Consider the following 24,339-nt stretch of genomic DNA (forward strand, 5'->3'; position numbering starts at 1 on the left):
ATTCATCCCTTGCCTTTTGGGATGAAGTATAGCTAATCATTAGGACATTTCTAAATTGCTCATATAGGACATTATCACTTTGCGGGAACAGCAATTTTATGACCGGCATTACCGGCATTTTTTTGCCATTCGACCCCGTTCAGGGTGATCTACTGGCATCGCAACGCTTTATTAATTTAGGGTTTTGAATGATCTGACCGCTTTGTGGTGGTCTTCTGTCCGGCACTGCATTTGTGTACTCCCTTGACATTCATGCATTTCGATGGTATTATAAACAAATAACGTAGGTTATTGCTGCACTGTCGATTCCTGCGATCACCTGATATGAGCAAGAACCTATTGTCGCAATATTCTGACCACGTTTGAAAGATTGTTTACAGTTATTGAGGAATAGCAAGGATGGGACGCCACACGATTCTTCCGATTGTACTCCTGGTGCTAATGTTCTCTATGTCGATGGCTGATGATCGACTGACCGTAGACGCCACTGGCTCTCAGCTCGGTAAAAGCCGAGGGATATCGTCCGGACTCGGCAGCAAGGTCGGTGATACGTGGTATGACTACCAGCACAACGGTTCGATGGGACGTATGATTGATTGGAGTCATGATCCCACCAATGGTCTGATTATTCACTTTAGCTGGACGGATTTGCCCAGTTCGGTGTTGATCGATCGCAAGTATGGCTACAACGCCTACAGTGGTTCTACTGGCAGTTATCTCGGTGAGATTGGTATTCAGCCCAGTGAGCACTATGGTGGCTATGTAGGGCTGGCTGTGTCCAACGAAGGAAGGGCTATTGTTGGGGGGTTTGATAACGACGGGACTGGCTACTACCGGGACTATTATTGCTTCCAGGACACAGCTTTCGTTGCCGATCATTGGACCGGTATCTATATGCCTCAGGCCGTGGCTGAGTTCGGCGGGACTTATGGTCAGCAGGTCTTGTGGCCCAAGTTTCGATATATTGAAGGTCCGATCGACACCATTCTGCATGTGATTGCCCAGGTTTCCAATTCCAATGTGGCAGACTCCCAGGCGATCTATTACTTCCGAAAAACAGGTGCCTACGATGCCGGAACCTGGGATGCCGTTCCATATATCATCGATACTATCTTTACGCTGAATCATGACATAGCAGCCAGCCCCAGCGGGAAAGTCGTGCTTTGCTGGGCTGCTAACTTGCCATCGTGCAATCCGGGAGATCCGGCTGAGTGCGATACCTGCTCATGTAGTGAAGGAGGATCGCGTATTTCACAATGGGATAACGATGTCTATTACCAGGTATCCCTCAACGACGGACTCACCTGGCAACCCCGCGTGAATGTCACTAACTATATTACGACGGATGGGATCGAAGACAGCTACCGGGCATACAACGATCTGTCCGCACTGATTGATTCCGATGAGAACTTCCACGTAGTCTGGAGCGGGAGTCGCTGGCCAGCCGACGCCTATTCAGGCGGAGGTGTTCCCTTCAACGCTTCTCGGATTTTTCACTGGTCGGAGAATCAGCCTATTATCGTCACCGCTCACAATGCGGACTGGGATCAGACTGTCTGCAATCCCCCTACCTGGAATCTGAATACGAGCAAGATGACAATATCCGAGTGTGACGGTCGATTCTACCTACTATTTTCACAGTTCAACGATATTCCCGGTGGTGTTTCGGATGACTGTGCTGCCGAGTCTAACCCCGACTACCCCACTGGAGCCGCTAACGGCGATCTTTGGCTGACTGTTTCCAGGGACGGGGGCTACAGTTGGTCGGAAGCATTTAATCTTACTAATACTTACAGTCCCAATTGTGATTCGGTTGGAGGTGTCGGCGGGCCCTGTGCGAGCGAGGTCTTTCCATCAATGGCTCGCTTTGGCACCGACCACACGGGCGACATGACTGGTGTTGCAATCGTTGATCCGACCGGCACATACTCCGGCAGTCATTATCTGGATGTGCAGTACCTCGACGATCAAAGTGCTGGAGCGGCAGCAAATGGTGAGGGCTACTGGCAACTTGCGGATATGAAGTGGTTTCGACTGGCCTGTGTCGATGTGGAGGTGTTTGTTGATACGGACGGGGACGGGGTGGAGGATTCCGAAGACAACTGCTCTCAGGTGAATAATCCTTTGCAGGAGGATACCGACATGGACGGAGTTGGTGACTCCTGCGACAACTGCCCGACGATAGACAACGAGGACCAGTCCAATTCGGATGCTGACAGCCACGGTGACTCCTGCGATAACTGCCCCGACGATGATAACGAAGATCAGGCTGACGGCGACAGCGACACAGTTGGCGACCTGTGCGACAATTGTCCGGATGATCCGAATACCAATCAGCTTGATACCGACGGTGATAATATTGGTGACGTTTGTGAGGGTTGTTGCGTTCCCCCGATACGCGGGAATGTTGATAATGATTTGGCTGATGATATCAACATTGCCGATCTGACCTATCTCGTGGCCCATCTGTTCACCGGAGGGGCAGAACCTCCGTGTGAGGAAGAGGGTGATATAGACAGCAGTGGCAGTATCAATATTGGCGACCTGACCCATCTGGTGGCATCTCTATTCACTGGTGGTCCACCACCAGCAGCGTGCCCATAGAAGTTACATACAGACTTGATGATTGATTGGAACAGCCACTTCTCACAATGAGGAGTGGCTGTTTTCTTTGGTCGAAATTGAAGAAGTTCTGTCTGTTAGACGATATGTAGGAAAACGCGTCTGCCTAACAGTCAGGGGGACGTAGGTTCCATCGCTATTGATTTACGATCGTATTTCTTTGTCGAAACGATCACTTTAAGATACAACAACGATGATCGGCTATCCGTCAAAACTGTGTACGAGGCGTGTACTATACTTAATGCCCCGGCTTGAGGGGGCAGCAATTCATCTTGGAGTTTTAAGTCTTGGTTAGTATATTGTAATAGCTCTTTGCTTAGAGGTTCGGAACCCGATGAAGGATTCCGCCCTACAGTGTTGCGAGAGGTATACGAGGAGGAAGTTATGAATCAGAAAAGGGACAATTTCAAAATGGTGCCAACGCTGGTTGTGGGGATGCTGATTCTTGCCGTTGTTGTCATCCTGGCGTTTGGGTGCGATAACTCCACCAAAAGTAGTGGCACGCAGACTACGGCAGTGATGGTCGGACACTCAGGGTGCGGTGATCCTGCGATGATCGTTCGGCTTGGATTTCCGCTTGATCAAGACTGTGTAGTTTACGAATATGATGGCAACGGAACCTTACTGTTGACACACTACAATGCTGGTTTCAATTGCTGCACCGACCTGGCTGCTGACATTAACATAAGCAACAACGTTATCACAATTACCGAGACTGAGAGCGGTGACTATTGCCACTGTCTATGTTTGTATGATGTTGACTATGCTGTGAATGATCTTCCGGCGGGAGAATACACAGTCAAGTTCGTCGGGTTGTATCAACCTCCCGGCGATGACACACTTAGCGTGTCTCTGGTGTTTGATACAGCCATGAGCGGTGAATACTGTGTTGATCGTTCCACATATCCCTGGTCGGTTGACATCAATCCGACCGGTGCTCTCACAGACTCCAGCCAGTGCAAGGACTACGCGGTCAGGAAACAGGCGTATGATACGCTGGCTGACAAGACTTGTTTCCAGTGGTCTTACGACTCACACACGTTAACGCTGTGGCACTTCAACGCGGTATTAAACTGTTGTCCGGTCTTTGTCGCCGATGTTTCTATCGAAGGTGGAGATATCGTGATAGAAGAGATTGACTCGCTGTTTAATGGCGGCTGTGACTGCATATGCCCCTTTGATATGAAGTTCGAAATCATCAACCTGGCTGTGGGTGAGTACACGATCACATTTCTTGAGCCATACTTGACGCCGGGGAACGACACGCTTCGGCACACGATCAATCTGTACTTCGAACCGGAGGGGATGTTCTGCGTGTCGCGACCAAATCTACCTTTTCCAAATTAGGCAGGATGGCTACAACCCGACTTGCCAGGAGTCTTGAGGAACGATATCTTCTCTCCCTATGAGAGAACCAGTCGAGATTCCCGAGGAATTCAAACGTCGTTACGGTCCGCTGGTTGATGACGAGCAGGCGTTTTTCGCATCGCTGATCGAGCCGCCACTGAATTCGTTTCGCGTTAACACTCTCAAAGCGCCCGTTGGTGAGGTGATCGGTCGGCTTGACACCTATGGTATTCACTCCCAGCCACTCCCGTGGTACGAAGACGCTTTCACGACTGAAAGCCGGGAGTTGACTTCTACCCTCGAACGATTCCTTGGTACGATCTACATCCAGGAGGCAGCGTCGATGCTACCGCCGTTGATCATGCGCGAGGAATTAAGCCAAGCTTCAACGGTTTTTGATGCCTGTGCCGCGCCGGGATCGAAAGCAACCCAGATTGCTGCCATTATGAATAATCGCGGTAGTCTGGTGGCCAATGATCGCAATTTTAGGCGGATTCGCGCCCTAAAGTTCAATCTCAACAAAGCCGGAGTAATCAATACTGTTATCACCAATTTTTCCTTGCAGAAATTCCCGCCTGTGAAATTTGACATTGTGCTGCTTGATGCTCCCTGTTCTTCCGATGGTACTGTTCGTAAAAATCCCGAGGTGATGAACCAGTGGTCGGTGAGTCGCATCCGTGGTTGTTCGGCCGTACAGAAAGAACTAATCAAACTCGCATTTGATTTTGTGACGGAAGGTGGAATGCTTGTGTATTCGACGTGCAGCCTGGCCCCCGAAGAGAACGAGATGGTGATTGATCATCTTCTGCGTCATCGTCCGGCCAAGGTGAAACCGATCGCTTTGGACGGTTTCGCATTTACTTCGCCGGTGATGAACTGGGCAGGGGAGACCATGAGTTCGGGCGTCGCTGCTTGCGCTCGGGTGTGGCCGCACATCAACAACACTGATGGTTTCTTTGTAGCGAAGGTGTCCAAATGATAGATCTTTGCCCTCCGGAAACTATCCACCGGGTACTGGAGTATTTCGGCGAGCGTTTTGGGATCAGTCCGGTTGTATTCGGATCGTGGGTTTTCTTTGCCGGTCCGCGAGGGCGGGTTTTTCTGGGTCCACCAACTACGCTGGGACTCGAAGCGGCCGACACCTGTGGCATTCTGATTGCCCGCGTTCAGAAAACTGTCAAGCCATCAACGTTTCTATTCCAGTCTTTTGGGCGTCATGTTACACGCAATATTATCACTCTTGATCGAGAACAGACAGAACGGTTCTGTTGTGGTGAAGACATTGTGTTGAGCGCTGATGCTATTGGAGATGCTGCTCGTGGTTTCGTAATGGTGGCATATGACGACCTGCCGTTGGGATGCGGATTGCTCAAGGATGGTCGTTTAGAGAACCAGATTCCCAAACCGTACCGGATGTCCCTGAAGTATTGGTAAGGTGATAATGTCATTGTGAGGAGTTTGTGGCAGCGAACGATGTGGCACTCCCGACACTCCTGATTTTTCAATAAAAAACTACTATTCTCCAGCCGACTGCTGTATAAAGGAATAGACCGGTACAATGACAATAAGATTGTAGACAATCGGTGCGACTAACAAGGAGAGATAGACATGGCTAACAAAGGCAAAAGAGACAAGGCCAAAAAGGAAACGCAGAAAAAAGCTAAGAAGAGTGTGAAGGAGAAACGGAAAGCCAAGAAGGAAAAAAAGGAAAACAAGTAATTCTGGGACTGAGCTCCTTTCTCTCCCTCAGTTTCGAATGTTCCCGTGCGCGGTAGACGCCCTCGACTGCCGATATCACCGCGCCAGTTTCGACAATGCCGCAGGACAAAATGGGACGGGACCCGCAGCAAGCTGTGGGACGCCATGCCGATGTTGACTAGTTACCCTTTTACTACGCCCATCGGTGTCATGCGGGCTACTTTCCGGGCAATTCCAGCCCGATGCGTTATCTCCACTACGTTGTCAATATCCTTGTACGCACCGGGAGCTTCTTCGGCGACGACTCGTTTGCTTTTGGCTTGGAGATAGATGCCTTTATCCTTCAAGTGAGCGAAAACCTCGTTGGCGCGGTGACGTCTAACTGAAGCATGACGTGACATGCGCCGCCCTGCTCCGTGGCACGATGATCCAAACGTCTCCCGCATCCCCAGTTCGGTACCCACCAGCAGATAACTGGCGGTGCCCATATCGCCGGGGATCAGCACCGGCTGACCGACGTGACGGTACCTCTGAGGGATCTCCGGGTGTCCTGGACCAAAGGCACGCGTGGCCCCTTTTCGATGAACATAAAGGTGTCGCAGCCGCCCCTCGACTTCGTGTTCTTCAAGTTTGGCCATGTTGTGGGCCAGATCATAGATCAGGTCGAGACCAAGGCGTTCGGCTGATTGTTTCAGAACTGCCTCGAACGACTGGCGCACTTGATGGGTGATCATTTGCCGATTGGCCCAGGCGTAATTAGCAGCCGCTTTCATGGCTGAGAAATATCGTTGGGCTTCCGGTGAAGACGCCGGAGCGCAAACCAGTTGCGGATCGGGCAGCCGGATGCCGTATTTCTTCCGTGCCGCACGCATCGCTTCAAGGTAATCAGTGCATATCTGGTGTCCGCAACCACGGGAACCGGTGTGAATCATGATTGTGACTTGCCCCGTAGCTGTGATGCCAAACGCCGCTGCCGTTTCAGGATCATAAATCTCGTCAACGCGCTGGATCTCTAGGAAATGGTTGCCTGCACCCAGTGTGCCAAGCTGGTTACTGCCGCGTTTCCTGGCGGAATCACTTATCAGCGATGGATCCGCCCCCTCGATACCGCCCCCTTCTTCCATGACATCGAGATCGTCTTTGGAACCGTAACCATTGGCCACTATCCAGCGAGCGCCATTGGCGAGTACGTCATCCATCTCCTGATTTGAAAGCCTGAGACGACTGGTCGAACCAACTCCGGAGGGAACATTGGCAAACATGGTGTCCACCAGTTTCGGTACGCGGGATCGAATATCATCTGCCGTTAAGTCAGACCTCAGCAGCCGCACGCCACAGTTGATGTCATACCCTACACCGCCGGGGGAGATTATACCCTCATCGGCATCGAAGGCGGCGACTGCGCCGATTGCAAATCCATAGCCGTGATGAATATCCGGCATCGCTATCGAATGGCTGACAATCCCCGGCAAGGTAGCGACATTGGTCACCTGGTACAGGGCGTCATCGGCCCGGATCGTCTCTATCATTTTCTCATCGCAATACACCAGCCCCGGCACATTCATGCGCAGACCGTGTTGCTTGAGTACATTGCTCTTAAATTGTTCGGAGATGCGGTAACGACAGTCGCCGATTTTGTCGATTGGTCCTTTCCAACTCATGCCATTCTCCACTCTATGGGACACTTGTTATCTAAAGATAGCGGCTCACCGCTCAGACGTCAAATAGCACTTGCACCCACGCTTTGTCTGTTTCCTCGGCAATCTCAAGCATATGGTATGACACCGCTTTTACATGCAGTCCCGGTTCATGGCGGTTGGGGTCGAAACGCTCGCCGTATCCGACAGCTGTTAGCTGGTTATCATCCCGAAGGGTAACATCAATTTCACGGAATAACATCAGATCGACTTCGTGAATGAGTATCAACTCCGAGAGAAACCGAACCAGCAGGCTATTGCGGTCAGGCGATTCTATTTCGATGCTTATTTCCTTTACCGGCTCGATAGAAGAGATATCGGTTATCAGGGCAAACATTGCTTCGCCAGCGGCGGCGAACGCTTCTTCGAGATTATCTCCAGACGCCCGGACAATAACATCGGCAGTGTGCTCAAGAAACTCGAAATGTTTCATACTTCAATCAAAGACGCCGACCTGACCGATGGTGTCAAGAGGGAACTGGCGCATTTGCGCCCGCAAAACCCTTCCTGAGAATCGTCTCCACCCCCCAAAATCTCTATTTACAAATGAGTTTCTTAGTATTATACTCTCTGACTTGGCGATTTTGCGCCCGGTCCTTTGGACCTGAAGAGAAATCGGAAACGAGTGAGTATCAGTCGTTTCCCTGATATGGAATAGTTACTTTTTAGTTGAATAGCAGGTTTATTTAATGGCAAAGTTTGATGACCCCGGTGACATTAAGATCATTCTCGCTACAGATTGCGGGTCCACTACGACCAAGGCAATCCTGATTGAGTTCAAGGATGGCGAATATCGTCTGACTACTCGTGGTGAGGCTCCTACCACTGTTGAAGCTCCTTTTGAAGACGTTACTATGGGTGCGCTTAATGCCATTCAGGAGGTCGAGGAGCTGTCCGGTCGCAAGTTGTTGGGCGATGACGGCATAATTATGAACCCCTCCAACGGTAGTGAGGGAACCGATGTTTATATTTCGACCTCGTCGGCTGGCGGCGGTTTGCAGATGATGGTGGCTGGTGTGGTGCGCTCAATGACTGCCGAATCGGCCGAACGCGCCGCTCTGGGTGCGGGAGCGATCGTTATGGATGTGATCGCCTCCAATGACAAGCGCCTGCCCCACCAACAGATTGAGCGAATTCGCCATCTGCGACCGGATATGATTCTACTGTCAGGTGGAATCGATGGTGGTACCACAACCCACGTAGTCGAATTGGCCGAGCTTATTTCTGCGGCTGATCCCCGTCCGCGACTGGGATCGTCATACAAACTGCCGGTTATTTATGCCGGAAACAAAAACGCAAAAAGCAATATCGAAGATACCCTGCAAGACAAGGTTGACCTCAAGTCGGTAGACAACTTGCGCCCAACCCTGGAACGCGAAAATCTCGCTCCCGCCCGTGAGGAAATCCACGAGCTGTTCATGGAGCATGTAATGGCGCAGGCACCCGGCTATAAGAAGCTGATGTCTTGGACCGACGCTCCGATTATGCCCACCCCTGGAGCGGTGGGATTGATTATCCAGACCATTGCCGACCGTTACAATATTGAAGCGGTCGGAGTCGATATCGGCGGTGCCACGACTGACATCTTTTCCGTTTTCCGTCCCGGCGGCGGTGAGGGTGTGTTCAACCGCACCGTCTCAGCCAACCTGGGAATGTCGTACTCGATATCGAACGTGTTTGCCGAAGCGACCCTGCCTATGGTCATGCGATGGGCACCATTCAAAATGGACGAGCGCGACCTCCGTAACCGGGTCAAAAACAAGATGATCCGCCCGACAACGATTCCCCAGTCGATGGAGGAATTGATCTTCGAGCAGGCTGTTGCCAAAGAAGCTTTGCGGCTGGCTTTTGTTCAGCATAAAAACTTTGCTACTGTCCTTAAGGGTGTCCAGCAGCAGCGGACCATCGCCGATGCTTTCGAACAAACGACCTCCGGTGCGACGATTGTGAACATGATGTCGCTCGATATGCTGATTGGCTCCGGTGGTGTGCTTTCTCATGCCCCGCGACGTCAGCAATCCGCAATGATGATGATTGATGCTTTCCTGCCAGAGGGAGTTACCCGCCTGGCCGTGGATTCTATCTTCATGATGCCGCAGTTGGGCGTGTTGACCGAAGTACAGCCAACAGCCGCCACGGAAGTATTTGAAAAGGACTGTCTGATTCATCTCGGGACCTGTGTAGCTCCTGTTGGCACCAGCAAGAAGCCGGGACCGGTTATGAAGTACACTATTGATCTACCATCCGGTAAAGCCTCCGGTACCCTTCACAGTCTTGAAATGAAGAAGTTCGAGCTGGGGCTTCAGGAAAACGGATTGCCGATTAAGGCCAAAGCTATTCTCGAACCAGAACGTCATTTCGACGTCGGCGCCGGGCGTGGTAACAAGCGCGAAGTTGAACTTCACGGTGGCGTGGTGGGCATCATCCTCGATGGCCGCGGCAGGCCGTTTGATCTGTCCACACTAACCGAAGACGAGCGCGTGGCCAATCTGAGAAAATGGATGACCGAGTTGAATATCTATCCCGTGTCAAAAATGGGTGGTGAATGATGAACAGGAAAATCCTTGCTGCCATAATTGTAGTTCTGGTTGGTCTCGGATTGACCGTATCGGCCGCTGATAATAAATATATCAGCTTTGATGGCGAGTTTAGTTTCAACTATCCCGAGGATTGGCGGCAGATTGATCACCGGGTTGTGGATGCCTTCTTAGTTCGCAATGAGGCTGGTAAATCGACTCTTGACTATGAGGCGGCTTTTGCCACGTTGGGACATGTTCCCTTCTGGAGAGGGCCATATTTCATTTTGTCGGTTGAGGCTGATGAATCTTACTCCGATACACAGATCGATTCTGTGCTACAATCTATGAGCAGAGTTTATCAGAAGGGTATCAAGTATTTTCCCGTTGCGGACTTCCTGACCGATATGGAGTCAAACAGCCCTGTCTACGACAAGGAACGCAAGATCATTAGCGTGATCAGTGATGTCGTAGAAAAGGGAGAACTTCTCAAGAGACATCTGTTCGTCATGAAGTTCTATGAGAAGGGGCTTGCCAACTTCTATTTCTACGCGCCCGACTCTCTGTACGACAGTAGCGTCGTGAGTTTTCATGGCATCCTGGAGACCTTCACTTATGGGAATGTTGACTCGATGCTTGTCCCTGAGACGCTTGAGGTTCTTGATGCTGAAGACATCAGTAAGGAATCCGACGGCTTTTTTGGGATGCCGGTAGCCGTTATGGGGGGACTGTTGATCGTACTAATCGCTATCGCAGCCATCCGCAGAAAGAAAAAAAGAGTTAGTTAAATTATAGAGGAAACTGTCCTATGGCTCATGCCTATACACCGGGTCTGAAAGTTACTGATCACCTTCAGGTAATAAAGCGGCGGATTCTCCCTCTCAAGGGACGGGTCGTGGTCAAAGTGGGCGATCGGGTTAATCCCGACGATGTGGTAGCCCGCACCGAGCTGCCGGGTAACGTGGAACCGCTCAACATCGCCAATAAGCTCGGCATTCCGCCGGAAGACCTGGAAATGGTTATGCTCAAGAGAGAGGGCGACCCCATTAAGAAAGGGGAGCCGATAGCTCTTAAGAAGTCCTTCATCAAGTGGTTCAACAGTTCCGCCGAGGCGACTGTTGATGGTACCCTCGAATCGATCTCTTCGATTACAGGCCAGGTCCTGCAACGTGGTCTGCCAATTCCAGTGGAAGTAAAGGCTTATCTCGTTGGTGAAGTGACTGATATCTTTCCTGAGGAGGGTGTTGAAGTTACCTGTACCGGTGGTTTTGTGCAGGGTATTTTCGGCATCTGTGGCGAAACATCCGGTAAACTCAAGGTTGTCGTTCCCGACAATTCAACCGTTCTTGACGAAAAACATATCACCGATGATCTGGCTGGGAAAATTATTGTGGGTGGGTCAATGGTTACATCAGCGGCGGTCAGGAAAGCCATCGAAGTGGGCGCCTATGGTATCGTTTCGGGTGGCTTGGACGACAAAGATCTTCGTGATTTCCTCGGCTACGATATCGGCGTGGCTATCACCGGGGCTGAGGGTCTCGGTATTACGCTGGTCATAACGGAGGGTTTTGGCGAAATCAGTATGGCCAGGGGCACGTTTGATCTCTTGAAGTCTCACGAGGGCGAACTGGCTTGCATCAATGGCGCCACCCAGATTCGCGCTGGAGTCATCAGACCGGAGGTAGTTATACCGTCGGCGGGGGACACCGCTATCGATGATAAAAAAAGGCACTCGGCGATTGGCGGACTGACTATCGGATCACCGGTACGCGTCATTCGGCACCCGTATTTCGGTCATTTGGGTCATGTTACCGATCTACCATCCCCACTTACAAAGCTGGAGTCGGAATCCAGTGCTCGCGTATTGGAGGTAGAGTTCGAAGGGGGCGAGAAGGCAATTGTACCTCGCGCCAATGTGGAGATGATTGAGGGCTGAATGCCTTCAACTATACAAGATAGAAAAAGCCTCTCGGCTGTAGCCGAGAGGCTTTTTCTATGATTTGACTTCGGGTACTCGACAATCAGGGAGTAGTAGTTTCCTTCACTGCCTCTTCAACCTTCTCGGTACCTTCCTTCACTGCTTCTCCAACCTTCTCGGCACCTTCCTGCACTGCTTCTACGCCTTCCTCAACTAACGAATCGACAGTTTGCACGGCCGAATCCATACGCGTAGTGTCAATGCTTTCCGCTTCTTTGACATCGGCCGGTGTTTTGCCGGTGTCATCGGCTTTTTGGCCGCAACCCCAGACCATGGCCAGAGCGACCATAGTGATTACCATCGTGATCAACAGTTTTTTCACAGTTTTTCTCCTCGTAAAGTATCCTATAGTGAGCTACTTATTCGCGCCAAGTATAGAGAAGTTCGTACCATTGAGTCAAGCTTAATGTTCACTACTTTTGCCTGGACCGGTCAAATCGCTGTTTTAGTTGATTATGCGCTGATCTTTGGATTTCTTTGTTACTGTGCTGGTATGCGTTTCAAGCGCTTGAGATAACTTAATGGTCCGGATAAACGTTTCAAAGAGACGGGTGTAGAACTGGTATGGAAAACGTGATAGAAGCAAGCATATTCTCCGGAGCGGTCTGGCAGATCATTAGCAACACGTCGATTTTCGGCAAGTTCATTCTACTGGTTTTGGTTTCCATGTCGTTCGTGTCATGGGCTATTATCTTCGCCAAGTGGCGACAGTATCGGGATGCGGAGGAAGCCAGCCTGCGATTCATGCAGACCTTTCGGCGGAGTCGCACTTTGGGAGAAGCGATTGGACAGGCTAAATCGCAGAAATCGGCCACTGTCTCACATATTTTTCTTGCTGGTGTGACCGAGTTGGATCAATTGCAGGAATTGAAGAATGAGGCTGGAGGTCTCCAGGAATCTGTCAAACCTTTAGATCAACATGACTTCGATATTCTCGAAATGACTATGGAGCGGACCCTGACCGACCAGATGGCCGGCCTGCGGAGCCGAGTCATATTCTTGGCGACAACCGGTAATTCTGCTCCGTTTTTGGGTTTGCTCGGAACAGTCGTGGGGATTATGGACTCTTTCTGGTCAATTGGAGAACGCGGGTCAGCATCACTGGCGGTGGTTGCCCCCGGGATCGCCGAAGCATTGTTAGCCACGATCGTCGGTTTGGGAGCCGCTATCCCGGCTGTCATGGCCTACAACTGGGCCAACAACAAGCTGAAGTTCATCAGCGATTCATCGTACGGCTTCATACTTGAGTTCATCGCCAGGGTGAAAAGGGAAACCCACTGATGCGACGCTACCGACCAGAGGAATCGGAGGCCATATCGGATATCAATATCGCCAACCTGGTTGACGTTGTGTTGGTGCTGTTGATCATCTTTATGATCTCAGCTCCTCTATTGCAATCCGGAATCGAAGTCGATCTACCCAAAACACGCGCCGCAGGTATTTCCGAAGAAGCTGACGGTGTTGTGGTTACTCTCGATAAGAGGGGTGGAATCTACATCAACGATGTTTGGTCTCGTCTTGAGAATTTCGAGCAGTCGCTGACCGAAGAGCTGCAAGCCAAAAACACGTCATCGGTTTACCTGCGGGGTGATTCGGCCGTCTCCTATGGTATCGCAATACAGGTGATTGGCAAACTCAAGGATATGGGTATTGAAACGATCGGGTTGGTCACCGCTCCGGTTGAGAGCAGTTCATTGAACCGTCGTTCGCAATAGGTGTCGGTATGAGACGCGACGTTGTCTTTTCTCTGATTCTCCACGCTCTGATTATTAGTGCGACTCTCTGGTCAGCCCCAATAAAATGGCGCAAGGAGATTACGTATGACGACATCATTCGCGTCCAACTCACCGCCCCGGCCGAGATAACATCTTCCGAACCGGTGGCACTGGAGCCGGTCGAGGTCCCTGCGCCCGTGATTGAAGAGGCCCCCGACATCCCGATAACATCCCCGACAACTGTTGAGGAAGCTGAGATTCCCGAAAAGCCGAAACCCAAACCAGAGAAGCCCAAACCCAAACCGAAGCCAGAAGTTACCAAGAAACCGAGCGACCAATCAAACACTGGTAATACCGGAGAAAACAAGGGACAGGAAATCAGCACGCCGGGCGGATTCGGTTCGCCGTTTGCCGGAGCAACAATCGACAATGCCAGTTTCAACTATCCCTACTGGTTCACACAGGCTTTCAATAAGATAGCGGTGAATTGGAATAACCCGGTGGTGTATGACGGTACCCTGATCTGCACCATTTATTTTCAGGTTATCAAATCAGGACGAATCATTGAAATGCGTATTGAGAAATCATCAGGAATCCCGGAGTTTGACGAATCATGCCTGAGAGCAGTTTCGGGGGCAGCCCCGTTTCCTCCTCTGCCGCGGCAGTTCCGGGATGAAATCATCGGCTTGACCCTGCCGTTCAAGCACAGTCCGAGGTAAGTCTATGCACTCGAAAACAGCTCTGTTCCTATTGGCCGCTATTGTGATCCTGCCTCTATCGGGTATAGCTCAAACCGATCCGGGTCGAATACGCAATATTTTCTTTGATACACTGACCACGAGCGGTTTCCAGGCTACACCGGTTGGTGTGGACCAGATGAAGTTCATTGGCAACCAGTATATTTCGTCAGACGATTCATCCATGATGCGCTGGGTCACCCAGGTAGTTCAACGGGACATAGATTTCTATGCCGATTTCGAATTGATTGGTCTGGACTCCTTCTTCATGCAGGTATACGAGATTACTGAGATGGACATACTGGGCTGGAAAAGGCTGGGGGCCAATATCCTGATCAAGCTGGAAGCGGAGTTTCCCGGTGTCAATCTACGTACCCGGTGGCGTCTGTTTGATACCCATACCGGACAGCAGATCGCGCGGGGTTCATTTGAGTATCACAAGATGTACTGGCGCGAGATTGCCCACAACATTTCCGATGAGATCGTACGCACTCTTACCGGGGAGGAAGGTATCTTCAGAACCAAGATTGCTTTCGCCCGTAAAAAAGGAGAGGCGAAGGAGCTTTTCATTGCTGACTACGATGGTGCCAACGAACGACAGTTGACAAAAAACGGATCAATCAATATCTCACCTTTCTTTTCTGCCGACGGTAAGGAAGTTTATTTCACATCCTATGTAGATGGTGATCCCCAGCTTTACAAAGTTCGCGTGGACAATGGTAAGGTGAGTCGTGTAGCGAGTTTCCCAGGTCTTGTAGCGGCTCCGTCGGTATCCCCCGATGGCAACAAGATTGCCTGTGTTCTGAGCAAGGATGGCAACTCGGAGATATATGTCCTCGGTCTTGATGGGCGCGTCATCAAGCGTCTGTCGCACCATCGAGCTATCGAAAGTGCTCCATCGTGGTCACCCGATGGTCGCTCGATTGTCTTCTCTTCGGACCGCACCGGTCGTCCCCAACTGTATATTATGGATACCGATGGTCTCAATCTCAGGCGTCTGACATACGAAGGCGGTTATAACGATTCGCCCGTCTGGTCGAAACGAGGGAACAGGATCACTTTTGTCAGTCGAAGCAAGAGAGGACGGTTTGATATCGCTTCGATTGATACTTCTGGAGCCGACTATCGGATCCTAACTGACAAAGGAATGAATGAGAACCCGCATTTCTGTACCGATGGCAAACACATTATATTTTCCTCAACGAGACTTGGAACCAGCGATCTGTATACGATGGATATCACCGGTCGTAATCAGCGTCGCCTTACGCGAAGCGGCAATTGCACCAACCCGGTTTGGGGAGCGGCCGTTCGATGATGATACAGAACATTTGCATTGTGCCTCTAATTCTGGCGTTGCTCTTTGCCGGTGGTTGCGGACCCAAACGGATTACCGAGGAAACGACTTCTGGCTGCGTGCCGAATGATGTGCGCGTCGATGTCAATGACGGCACTATGATCGTGTCCTTCAAGGAAGATTGCTCCGCCATGAAATCGGGCTACAACATCTATATCAGTGAGCAACCATTGGTCGCCGACTATTCCGGCCCATCCCTGCCAGCTACGGTAAAGCCCCACAATCACCCGGTTTTTCCGGGTGACACCAATCCTGAGGACGGAATCGAACAATATGAGGCCGAAGGACTTCAGAACGGTGTCGTGTATTATGTCTCGGTCAGGACCGTTCTGGCTGATCGTTCACTTTCGAAGCCTTCACTTGAGTTGGTCACAGCCTGTGGTCCACGGGGTGAGATGGAGTTGGCAATCAGATACTCATCAGAGCGCGATGGTTTTTCGTTTATCCGAAATGAGTTCGTCCGAGCTGATGATTTATCTAATGATCTGTATTTCTATTCCAGGGATGGTCAGGACTACCTGGCTTCACCCTTGCGCCTCGATGGTTTTCTCCGCGACAACAAGTTGCGCCTGGTACATAATGGAGGTGAACTTGCGGATATCTCCGATTTGATAGCAGAGGGCGTTGTGTCGTCTGAAAACCGCGTGATGGTCAAGACCGGTGACTGGGTGCGGGTGCAGACTGTCGAAGGCTTCACAGCCCTTGTCAAAGTGTTGGCTGTCGAGGGGGGCGACAGTGAACGCCGAATAAGACTCTACTATGCTTTCAGTCCCCGTACGGAGAGGCCATTGTTCTGATCGCTGGAGACGAGTCTAGAGAAATCCAGAATGAACTATTATGGCTTGACGATGATCTTCCCGCGTGCGTCGGTACCGGTGAGATACCACAGGTACACTCCAACAGCAACTTGATTACCTGCAGCGTTGTTGAGATTCCATTCCCACTCGATGGAGACACCCTCCTTGATGATTACTGTTTCACCCGAAACGGTCTGAATCATCAAATCGTACGGTTCGTCCGGAAGATGAAATGTGACCTGATTACTAAGGTGCACGGGGTTGGGTGCGGCAAAGACATCAACAGCTACATGGAATTTGGCCACAGGTGAATAGGCATAGTCATTGACCCTAACGCGCCAATAATGATCCTGATTTGATTCGAGTTCCTCATCAACCTGCCAACTGGTGGATCCGTCAGTTTCTTCTGGAATCCCTGGTGATGCGATTACCCGTCCCACGAAATCGGAGTCAGTAGCTACTTCGAAATAATAGTATTTCTGCTCATCCACAGTCGCATTGGCCGCCGTCAGGACAGGGCGGCTGGTCAATATCACTTGATCACCGGTAGGGCCACTGGCCCCGGCCTCTGTTTCCTCACCGCCGGTGGCCAGGTCATTATAATCAAATCGAGTAGCCGTAGTGTAGGCGGTGACATTCTCTCCGTCATTGGCACGGACCTGCCACCAGTAGGTGCGACCTTTGACGGGCGTGAAATCAAGTGTAACCGAAGTTTGAGATTGAGCCTCGGGTACATCAATCTGTGCCTCGACGAGTTGTGTCAGTTGAGCATCACTGTAGATACGAAAATCGTACGACAGGACGTCACCTTCCGGATCGATCGCATTCTCGATGACGAGCACTATCTGGGTCGTGGAAGTACTTATCATACTGTTGTTGGCTGGTGATAGGTGGGTCGGCATTGTGGGCGGCAAATTGACGTCGGCGTTAAGGTCGACTGCAAATCGAACAGTATCCGTCCACTCGGAATAGAGTTCGCCATCGTAACAACGGACGCGCCAACTGTACGATGTGCTGTCAGCCAGCAAGTCACCAGGAACACGCCATTGAGTATAATCAATACCCTCGGCGATCTCTGTTGAATCTGCCAGAAGGACATCAGCGGCCTCATTATACAACTCGAAGTCGTAGGTCAAAGTGTCTCCATCAGCGTCCGTGCCGTTGCCAACGATAAGTAGTGGTGCCAGGCTACTAATGATAGAATCATTCGGTGGACTCTGAGGGATAGGGGGAGAGGGCGCAGTGTTAAATCTGAAGGATACTACATTGGACAGGGTGGACCAATTGGGGACCTCGTCGGCGGTCTTTATGGCAAAGTAGTACGTGGTGCCGGGGTCGAGCTCAGTGACCTCAAACGTCTCTATTCCGCCAGCTATCTGTGGACTCGGTTCGTCGGTTGCCTGCGTGGCGTTGTTCCAGCTGGCGTCGTCGATCAACGACGTGGAGTACCGAATATCATATTGTGATGCAGTCCCTTCAGTTCCGTCGTCACCGGGAGCAGTCCACGAGAGAATTACAGAGTTATTGGAGGTAGAGGCAAGGCGCAACTGTGCCTGAACATCGGAGATCGGCAGCAATATCAGGACTGAAACAATGATTGATAGGACTACGAATCGAAAAGTGTCTGATAACTGATGTGGGGACATCTCTCGCATTTGTTCTCTCCGTAACCAGCTTTACCTAACTTGTCGGATCATACCCGTAAACCCCTTAATCACGAACCTTACGAGAAAACGGGCATACTGTAGAACCGTGGGTACTGACCTTTAGACTACCGCTTTTTTTGATACTTTGTCAATGGTTTCTCACGGTATTCCTTCCCTGGTCGGCTCACCCGATCTTTCGGGCTTGTCGGGGCAGAAGGCATTGGTCAGTCCTTCTTATCCTCCGCTTGGTCCCAGATCGGTGATAGCGGTTGGTGGACTGATATCACCGGTGGTTGCGGCGCTGAGAACGTTTGAGATTCCAGACCAGTTGGGGACTTCGTCACCTGTTTTGATGGCGAAGTAGTATGTGGTTGACTCGGTTAATCCCTCCACAGTGAATGTCTCGCTACCGCCTGCTTCCTCAGGGTCCGGAACGCCGGAAACGAGTGTTGCTGTTCCCCAGTTAAGTGAGGAGATAGGGAAGGTGGCATAGCGCAACTCATATTCGGTAGCGGTACCACTGGTTCCGTCGTCGCCCGGGGCGGTCCAGCTTAGAGCTATTGTAGTCGTGGTCGAAACCAGGGCGATCAGATCATCAATGTCCGCCGGAGGAACCTCCTCCTGGCCGGTAGTACCGGATGCTACATTCGAAATCTCAGACCAGTTGGGGACTTCGTCCGCTGTCTTGAGAGCGAAGTAGTAGGTCGTGCTCGGGTTAAGATCGGTGACCGTATACGTCTCGGCGCTACCAGCTACTTGTGGAGCCGGAAGATCGGCGACAAGCGTAGCCGAGGCAAAGTTGACTGCTGTTATTGTGAAAGTGGCATAACGCAATTCATATTGGCTGGCAGTGCCATTGGTACCGTCATCACCCGGTGCGGTCCAGCTCAGGGTGGCGGCTGTGCTGGTGTAGTCGCTGATATTGAGATCAGCCACGGCGGATGGTGTTTCCGTCTCTGCTTCGGTATTGATGATGGCAATATTGGATAGGGCGGACCAATTGGGAATTTCATCGGCTGCCTTTATACCGAAGTAGTATGTAGTGCTTGGCTCGAGGCCGGTGACTTCAAATATCTCTGTAGTGCCGACTATCTGGGGTGACGGTTCTTCGGTTGCCTGAGTGGCGTTGTTCCAGTTGTCGTCGCCGATCAACGAAGTGGAGTAACGGATGTCATATTGAGCGGCGGTGCCGGTAGTGCTGTCGTCGCCAGGAGCGGTCCAGGTCAAGGTAACCGAGCTTGAGGTGGCGCCGGGCGCTCTTAGTTGGGCTTCAACAGGGGACGAAACCACGAAAACGATTGAGAGTGTAACGAGAAGTATGATGACCACCGACTGTAGCTGGTGTAGTTGATAAATTGACCGGAATATCCCAGATCGGTACGTCATATTGCAGGCCTCCGTATTCGTTTTGAAACACATAGATGATCAGTCTGCAATTTCCGAGCCAATCCCGACATGATCGCTTAATGCCTTGTCTGACAACGCGATAACTGGGTGGAGAAGGTACTCTAATATAACTCGTTGGGCCGATTCTGTTCTAAGTCTGAGTTACCTGAGCAGGATGTGGACAGGAGAGAAATGCGATCATTTGGTCTCTGTCTAATTTGGGGGGTGGCAGACGCCCCCGTGTCCCACTCTTCGCGGTACCCTACAGCTTGCTGTGATATCCCGTTATCGATAGACACAACGCCAATACTGCCCTATATTCCCACAACGAGTAGATAATGTACCGTACAAGGGGTAGAGTATTGTTTACTGTCAATCTGCTTGCCGTAGGAGGACCAAACTACGGACCCCAAGTAACCGCTTTCGGTTATATTGGTGGCGGTGAGGCGTCTCCTGAGGCTGCCTCCGATCTGAAAGTCCCGTGGCATGATGCTGTGGAGGGTCAGTCTGAGCTCTCCTTGCTTAGTTGGCACACGCGTCTATCCGACTTCACCGGTCGGGACAAGCAGATGAAAGAACTGGATGATTGGGCCGCAAGCGATCCGGCGGTTCGTATGAAATTTGTAACCGGTCGTCAGCAGGACGAAGGCGGCGTGGGCAAGAGCCGATTGGCGGCCGAGTTTGCGGAATCGCTAAAAGGGAAGGGGTGGGCAGCCGGCTTTGTTGACCTTCGCAAGTCACAGACCTTCCCCATGAACAAAGCGGGCACTCTCTTGATTGTGGACTATCCCGAAGAGAACCGAAACGCCGTCAGAGAGCTATTCTGTGATCTGGCCGGGATGGACAAGAGCCAACGCGTACGTGTACTTTTCCTCTCCCGCCAGCCGTTGGAGAGCTGGCTGCCAATCATAGAGGATAGCGGAGCGGATGACATACACGATCCAATTCCGACGATTGTGGAACGAATGTCCCCCGCCGACGCCCACAAGCTGTTTCTTAGTGCGCAGGAAAAAGCCGCTGAGTTGCGCGGTAGCAATCCGCCACCGTTGTCCGAGGAGATTCTGGCCGAATGGCTGAGACATCAGAAAGAGAATGATCGCGCCCTGTTTGTTCTGGCTGCTGCGGTCTACACTGCTATCTATCCCGACGACCACGTGGTGCAGTATTCCGGTCCAATCGTTGTCGATGCGCTGGTCAAACGTGAGCTTAAGCGTCTGCGCAATATAGCCAGGGGCGCTGGGTTGGAAGATGAACTTGGTTTTGCGCGGTTGCTTGCTATGGCGACTCTTGCTGATGAATTGCCTTTGAAACAGATCAAGGAGTTGGTAAAGAATCCCGACCTGCAGCTCGGCTTTGCTGAAGATACGAATGTCAAGCTTACGCTAAAATATACCGGAGTGCTCAGTGATGATATTGCTTTGGCACTTCAACCGGACATCGTCGCGGCGGCGTTTGTGGTCAAGGTTCTTGCCGAGGATCAAGAGATCGCTCCGGAACTCATCTGGGCGGCATTAGAGAATGACCTTGAGGGTGGTTTGGATCGTTTTGCTCGGCTGAGCTATGATGCCGAAATCGCCCTTGGCATTCTCGACGATCGTCTGAGCAAATGGCTACCTGATGCAGTCGCCGGGAATCCCGATCGATGCGAGTTGATTCAGCCGTTTGTGAATAGGGAGTTTCTTCACATTGGTCTTATCGACACAGCTATCGCAGTATGGAAGACGCTTCTGGAGAACGCAGACGATGATCGCGGACGAGCAGGCCTACTCGTCAATCTCTCGGTGTTTCAGTCACGGGCTGGCGACAATCAGAGTGCGCTGGCAACGATAAGGGAGGGAGTAGAGGTCTGGCGTCGCTTGGTAGCAAGGAGCCGAAGTGAGTTCGAAGACGGCTTGGCGACAGCATTGAATAGCCTCTCTAATTCCTTGAGTGACGATGGTGTTCACGAGGAAGCTATGGCGGTGATAAGGGAGGCAATTGCAATCTGTCGTCGTCTTGCCAAATCGGACCCTGAGCGCCACGGACCGCACTTGGCACTAGTCCTAGCCAACCTGTCTGCCCTCCAAAGCAGGCAAGGGTTTAGTACTAAGGCACTGAGTACAGGTAGAGACGCTCTGAAGATATATCGTCTTCTTTCCAAGAATGATGCGGTCTCGTATGAACGATACTTGGCCGGATGTCTTGTCAATATCTCAATTTACCTTCGCGCAGACAACAAGTGGGCCGAAGCGTTGCGAACGGTAGAGGAGGCAGTGGATATCTTGCGTCGCCTGGCTGTAGCAAGTCCGGCACGCTACGAATCCAGCATGCCCGCGGGACTCTACGCCTTCGCGGATTGCCTCACACACTTTGGCCGCAACGAAGAGGTACGGCTAGTGATTGAGGAGATTCTTGATGTGCAGCGTCGGCTTGCCAATTCAAACCCGGCGCGCTATGAACCGGACTTGGCGAGCAGCCTAAGCAACCTCTCGAAGCATCTGTGTGCACTCAATGAATGGACTCAGGCACTGGGTGCGAGCAGGGAGGGCACGAAGATCTATCGTCGTCTCGCTGAGGCAGACTCGGAGTGCTATGAGCCACGCGTGGCCTGGAGTCTTGGTATGGAAGGAAACGTACTTGACTCAATGGGGCGTCCGTTAGAAGCGGCAGAAGCATACCGAGAGGGGCTTGATCTAGTAAGGCCTCATGCGAATAATGCTCCCAACGGTTTCCCTGCAAAGTGCTTGAAGGAACTCCTGTCAGACTTGCGGCGTGTCGAAGGAAGGCTGAGCGAGAGCAAGTAGGATCGCATTAGGCTTCGACTCCGATCAGGGTGACATATGACAAAAAACAGGCGATGCCTGCCTCACTTTCCACACAACCTCACCCCAGTTTCTTTTCTCCGGCCCTTGTGTATGAGACATATACAAAACGAACGAACCCCAACTCGTATCCAAAAGGAATACGAAAAGTGCTCCAATTATACTACAATTTCACCGTTTGAAACTATAAGAGAATTCGCATTACGCAACTAATGACAAGGAGTTACGCCAAAACGCCAAAACGCGTATTACCAAACAAAGCCATTTTGAGAATACAGAACTGGGTCCCTGTTTTCACAGGGGTGACAAATCGTGGAAGGGTGACAGAAACGTAGGATTGGGTTCCTACCGCCGTTTTGTATCAACAATAATCCGTTTCTGGCGTTGTTTGCCGGCCAGCCCTTTCTCTACAAATACGCGCTTGCCGGTAAACGGATTTGTCTCCGTATGATACATCAGGGCCGAATAGGTCGAAGGTAACGGTGTGAAAACCTGAACCTGTCGCGGGTTGATCTTGAGTTTCTGGCTGGTGAATTTCTTGAGCTTTTGCATCTGCTCCTCGGTGCACCCCGGATGCGCAGCGATAATGTAGTAAGTGAGAAACTGCTTCTTGTTGGCCTGTTTGGTAGAGCGGAAGAACGCCTCACGAAAATCAAGCAGATCCTTCCGTCCTGGTTTGCCCATCATCTCTAAAACAGCTTCTTCGGAATGTTCCGGAGCTAATTTCAACTGCCCTGACACATGGTGCCGCACCAGTTGGTCGAGATAAGCCGGACCGTGTTTCTTGTCCGCCAGAACCATGTCATGTCTCAAACCAGAAGCGACAAACACCCGTTTGATGCCGGGAATCTTTCGTATCTTTTTCAGTAGCGCCGTCTGTCGCGAATGATCGGGCCGAAGAGTCCGGCACACTTTAGGGAATACGCACCGCTTGTCGTTACAATTCCCCTTGGTCTCTTTTCGCGGACACTCGAAACCGTACATGTTGGCCGTAGGACCACCGACATCAAGGATGTTCCCTTTGAACTCAGGATGACGAGTCAGTAGTCGAGCCTCGTTCAGAATGGATTCCTCGCTCCGCCAGCGGACAGTCCGTCCCTGGTGAATCCCGATCGCGCAGAAATTACATTCACCATAACAGCCGCGATGGGTGTTGATAGCAAACCTGATCGTCTCCAGCGCCTTGACTTTACCGTCAGGACGATGGATCGGATGAAGGTCGCGCTCGAAATCCAGCCCGTAGACGTGATCCAATTCCTGTTCATTCAGGTACGACCCCGGCGGATTCTGAATAAGATAGCGTGTATCCTGCTGTTGACATAACCCCCTGGCTGTCACCGGATCATTGTTGCGGTAAAAAGTGTGAAACATCTCTGTGATCACCTGGTTGTCACGGGCTGTTTCTTCGTGCGATGGAAGCACGACATAGTCCGGTACTGGCGCGGACGCAATACGACATAACCCGGGAATGCCGGATACGTCGGAATTGTCCCGTAGGCTGGTTGCCAGTTCGACGATACTGCGCTCAGCCATCCCGTATAGCAGGTAATCCGCTTTGGCGTCAAAAAGGATGGAACGACGGACACGATCTGACCAGTAATCGTAATGCGAGACACGACGAAGGCTGGCTTCGATCCCGCCGAGGACAATCGGGGGACTGTTCTTAAAGTGACGCCGGATCAGGTTGCTGTAAACGATAGCCGCCCGATCGGGACGATGAATGTTCTGCCCACCGGCGGTGAAATCGTCGGTCCGTCTTTTTTTCTTCAACGCTGTATAATTGGCTACCATCGAATCGATACAACCACCGCTCACTCCCCAGAAAAGACGCGGCTTGCCAAGACGAGTGATGTCGCGATCCGTACTGATGTTGGGCTGGCCGATAACACCCACTTTGAAACCGGCGTCGAGGAGCACTTTCCCGATTACCGCTATGCCCACATACGGACTGTCAATATAACTGTCGCCAGTCACCAGGATTATGTCGAGTTGTTTCCAGTCGAGCCGGCGTAGTTCAGCAGATGTTGAGGGTAGAAACATGACGC

19 protein-coding genes are annotated in these 24,339 nt (G+C 51.4%); 13 read left to right on the forward strand and 6 right to left on the reverse strand.

Annotated elements, in window-relative coordinates; genetic code table 11:
* Nucleotides 1-399 precede the first annotated feature (399 nt).
* From KOO62_11020 to KOO62_11035, 4 genes are all read left to right on the forward strand, one after another.
* Nucleotides 400-2,604, forward strand: coding sequence for an MSCRAMM family adhesin SdrC (locus tag KOO62_11020; protein ID MBU8934524.1), 2,205 nt, complete (start codon nucleotides 400-402; stop codon nucleotides 2,602-2,604).
* Between the two features lie 402 nt (nucleotides 2,605-3,006).
* Nucleotides 3,007-3,969, forward strand: coding sequence for a hypothetical protein (locus tag KOO62_11025; protein ID MBU8934525.1), 963 nt, complete (start codon nucleotides 3,007-3,009; stop codon nucleotides 3,967-3,969).
* Between the two features lie 58 nt (nucleotides 3,970-4,027).
* Nucleotides 4,028-4,948, forward strand: a complete 921-nt coding sequence (locus KOO62_11030; protein ID MBU8934526.1) for an RsmB/NOP family class I SAM-dependent RNA methyltransferase — start codon at nucleotides 4,028-4,030, stop codon at nucleotides 4,946-4,948.
* Nucleotides 4,945-5,403: a hypothetical protein gene (locus KOO62_11035; protein ID MBU8934527.1), complete on the forward strand. Its 459-nt coding sequence runs from the start codon at nucleotides 4,945-4,947 to the stop codon at nucleotides 5,401-5,403. The genes KOO62_11030 and KOO62_11035 overlap by 4 nt, the downstream gene beginning before the upstream one ends.
* Nucleotides 5,404-5,849: 446 nt before the next feature.
* Here the strand turns inward: KOO62_11035 and KOO62_11040 are convergent, their stop codons facing one another.
* Both KOO62_11040 and KOO62_11045 read right to left on the reverse strand, forming a co-directional pair.
* On the reverse strand, nucleotides 5,850-7,328 hold the full coding sequence (locus KOO62_11040) for an RtcB family protein (protein ID MBU8934528.1): 1,479 nt from the start codon (nucleotides 7,326-7,328) through the stop codon (nucleotides 5,850-5,852).
* Nucleotides 7,329-7,380: 52 nt separating this feature from the next.
* Nucleotides 7,381-7,797 carry an archease gene (locus KOO62_11045; GenBank protein MBU8934529.1) on the reverse strand — a complete coding sequence of 139 codons (417 nt, stop codon included), beginning with the start codon at nucleotides 7,795-7,797 and terminating at the stop codon, nucleotides 7,381-7,383.
* A gap of 256 nt (nucleotides 7,798-8,053) precedes the next feature.
* On the opposite strand from KOO62_11045, the gene KOO62_11050 reads away from it, so the two are divergent.
* Genes KOO62_11050 through KOO62_11060 form a run of 3 tightly spaced genes read left to right on the forward strand, consistent with a single transcriptional unit; the run spans nucleotide 8,054 to nucleotide 11,816 of the window.
* Complete coding sequence (locus KOO62_11050; protein ID MBU8934530.1) at nucleotides 8,054-9,913, forward strand: glutamate mutase L; 1,860 nt, start codon at nucleotides 8,054-8,056, stop codon at nucleotides 9,911-9,913.
* Nucleotides 9,910-10,668, forward strand: coding sequence for a hypothetical protein (locus KOO62_11055; GenBank protein ID MBU8934531.1), 759 nt, complete (start codon nucleotides 9,910-9,912; stop codon nucleotides 10,666-10,668). The genes KOO62_11050 and KOO62_11055 overlap by 4 nt, the downstream gene beginning before the upstream one ends.
* A gap of 20 nt (nucleotides 10,669-10,688) precedes the next feature.
* Nucleotides 10,689-11,816, forward strand: coding sequence for a hypothetical protein (locus tag KOO62_11060; GenBank protein ID MBU8934532.1), 1,128 nt, complete (start codon nucleotides 10,689-10,691; stop codon nucleotides 11,814-11,816).
* 85 nt (nucleotides 11,817-11,901) lie between these two features.
* Here KOO62_11060 and KOO62_11065 read toward each other — a convergent pair whose 3' ends face one another.
* The gene (locus tag KOO62_11065) at nucleotides 11,902-12,180 is read right to left on the reverse strand and encodes a hypothetical protein (protein MBU8934533.1); all 279 of its coding nucleotides are present in this window, start codon (nucleotides 12,178-12,180) and stop codon (nucleotides 11,902-11,904) included.
* 242 nt (nucleotides 12,181-12,422) lie between these two features.
* Between KOO62_11065 and KOO62_11070 the strand changes: the two genes are divergently transcribed.
* From KOO62_11070 to KOO62_11090, 5 genes are read left to right on the forward strand one after another with little or no spacing between them, the layout of a single operon-like run.
* A complete protein-coding gene (locus KOO62_11070) occupies nucleotides 12,423-13,139 on the forward strand; it encodes a MotA/TolQ/ExbB proton channel family protein (protein ID MBU8934534.1) in 717 nt (238 codons plus the stop codon).
* Nucleotides 13,139-13,573: a biopolymer transporter ExbD gene (locus KOO62_11075; protein MBU8934535.1), complete on the forward strand. Its 435-nt coding sequence runs from the start codon at nucleotides 13,139-13,141 to the stop codon at nucleotides 13,571-13,573. The genes KOO62_11070 and KOO62_11075 overlap by 1 nt, the downstream gene beginning before the upstream one ends.
* 8 nt (nucleotides 13,574-13,581) lie before the next feature.
* Nucleotides 13,582-14,292, forward strand: a complete 711-nt coding sequence (locus KOO62_11080) for a TonB family protein (GenBank protein MBU8934536.1) — start codon at nucleotides 13,582-13,584, stop codon at nucleotides 14,290-14,292.
* A gap of 4 nt (nucleotides 14,293-14,296) precedes the next feature.
* The gene (gene tolB, locus KOO62_11085) at nucleotides 14,297-15,625 is read left to right on the forward strand and encodes a Tol-Pal system beta propeller repeat protein TolB (GenBank protein MBU8934537.1); all 1,329 of its coding nucleotides are present in this window, start codon (nucleotides 14,297-14,299) and stop codon (nucleotides 15,623-15,625) included.
* Entirely contained in the window at nucleotides 15,622-16,461 is an 840-nt protein-coding gene (locus KOO62_11090; protein MBU8934538.1) for a hypothetical protein, read from the forward strand. Before tolB ends, KOO62_11090 begins: the two co-directional genes overlap by 4 nt.
* A 38-nt stretch (nucleotides 16,462-16,499) precedes the next feature.
* Here KOO62_11090 and KOO62_11095 read toward each other — a convergent pair whose 3' ends face one another.
* Nucleotides 16,500-18,116 carry a fibronectin type III domain-containing protein gene (locus KOO62_11095; protein ID MBU8934539.1) on the reverse strand — a complete coding sequence of 539 codons (1,617 nt, stop codon included), beginning with the start codon at nucleotides 18,114-18,116 and terminating at the stop codon, nucleotides 16,500-16,502.
* A 225-nt stretch (nucleotides 18,117-18,341) separates the two neighbouring features.
* Nucleotides 18,342-19,493 carry a fibronectin type III domain-containing protein gene (locus tag KOO62_11100; GenBank protein MBU8934540.1) on the reverse strand — a complete coding sequence of 384 codons (1,152 nt, stop codon included), beginning with the start codon at nucleotides 19,491-19,493 and terminating at the stop codon, nucleotides 18,342-18,344.
* A 338-nt stretch (nucleotides 19,494-19,831) separates the two neighbouring features.
* Here KOO62_11100 and KOO62_11105 point away from each other — a divergent pair, with 338 nt between their 5' ends.
* A complete protein-coding gene (locus tag KOO62_11105) occupies nucleotides 19,832-22,276 on the forward strand; it encodes a tetratricopeptide repeat protein (protein ID MBU8934541.1) in 2,445 nt (814 codons plus the stop codon).
* A gap of 363 nt (nucleotides 22,277-22,639) precedes the next feature.
* On the opposite strand, the gene KOO62_11110 is transcribed toward KOO62_11105, so the two are convergent.
* Nucleotides 22,640-24,334 carry a YgiQ family radical SAM protein gene (locus KOO62_11110; GenBank protein ID MBU8934542.1) on the reverse strand — a complete coding sequence of 565 codons (1,695 nt, stop codon included), beginning with the start codon at nucleotides 24,332-24,334 and terminating at the stop codon, nucleotides 22,640-22,642.
* Nucleotides 24,335-24,339 lie beyond the last annotated feature (5 nt).

The sequence above is a fragment of the Candidatus Zixiibacteriota bacterium genome (assembly GCA_019038695.1).
Classification (GTDB): domain Bacteria; phylum Zixibacteria; class MSB-5A5; order GN15; family FEB-12; genus B120-G9.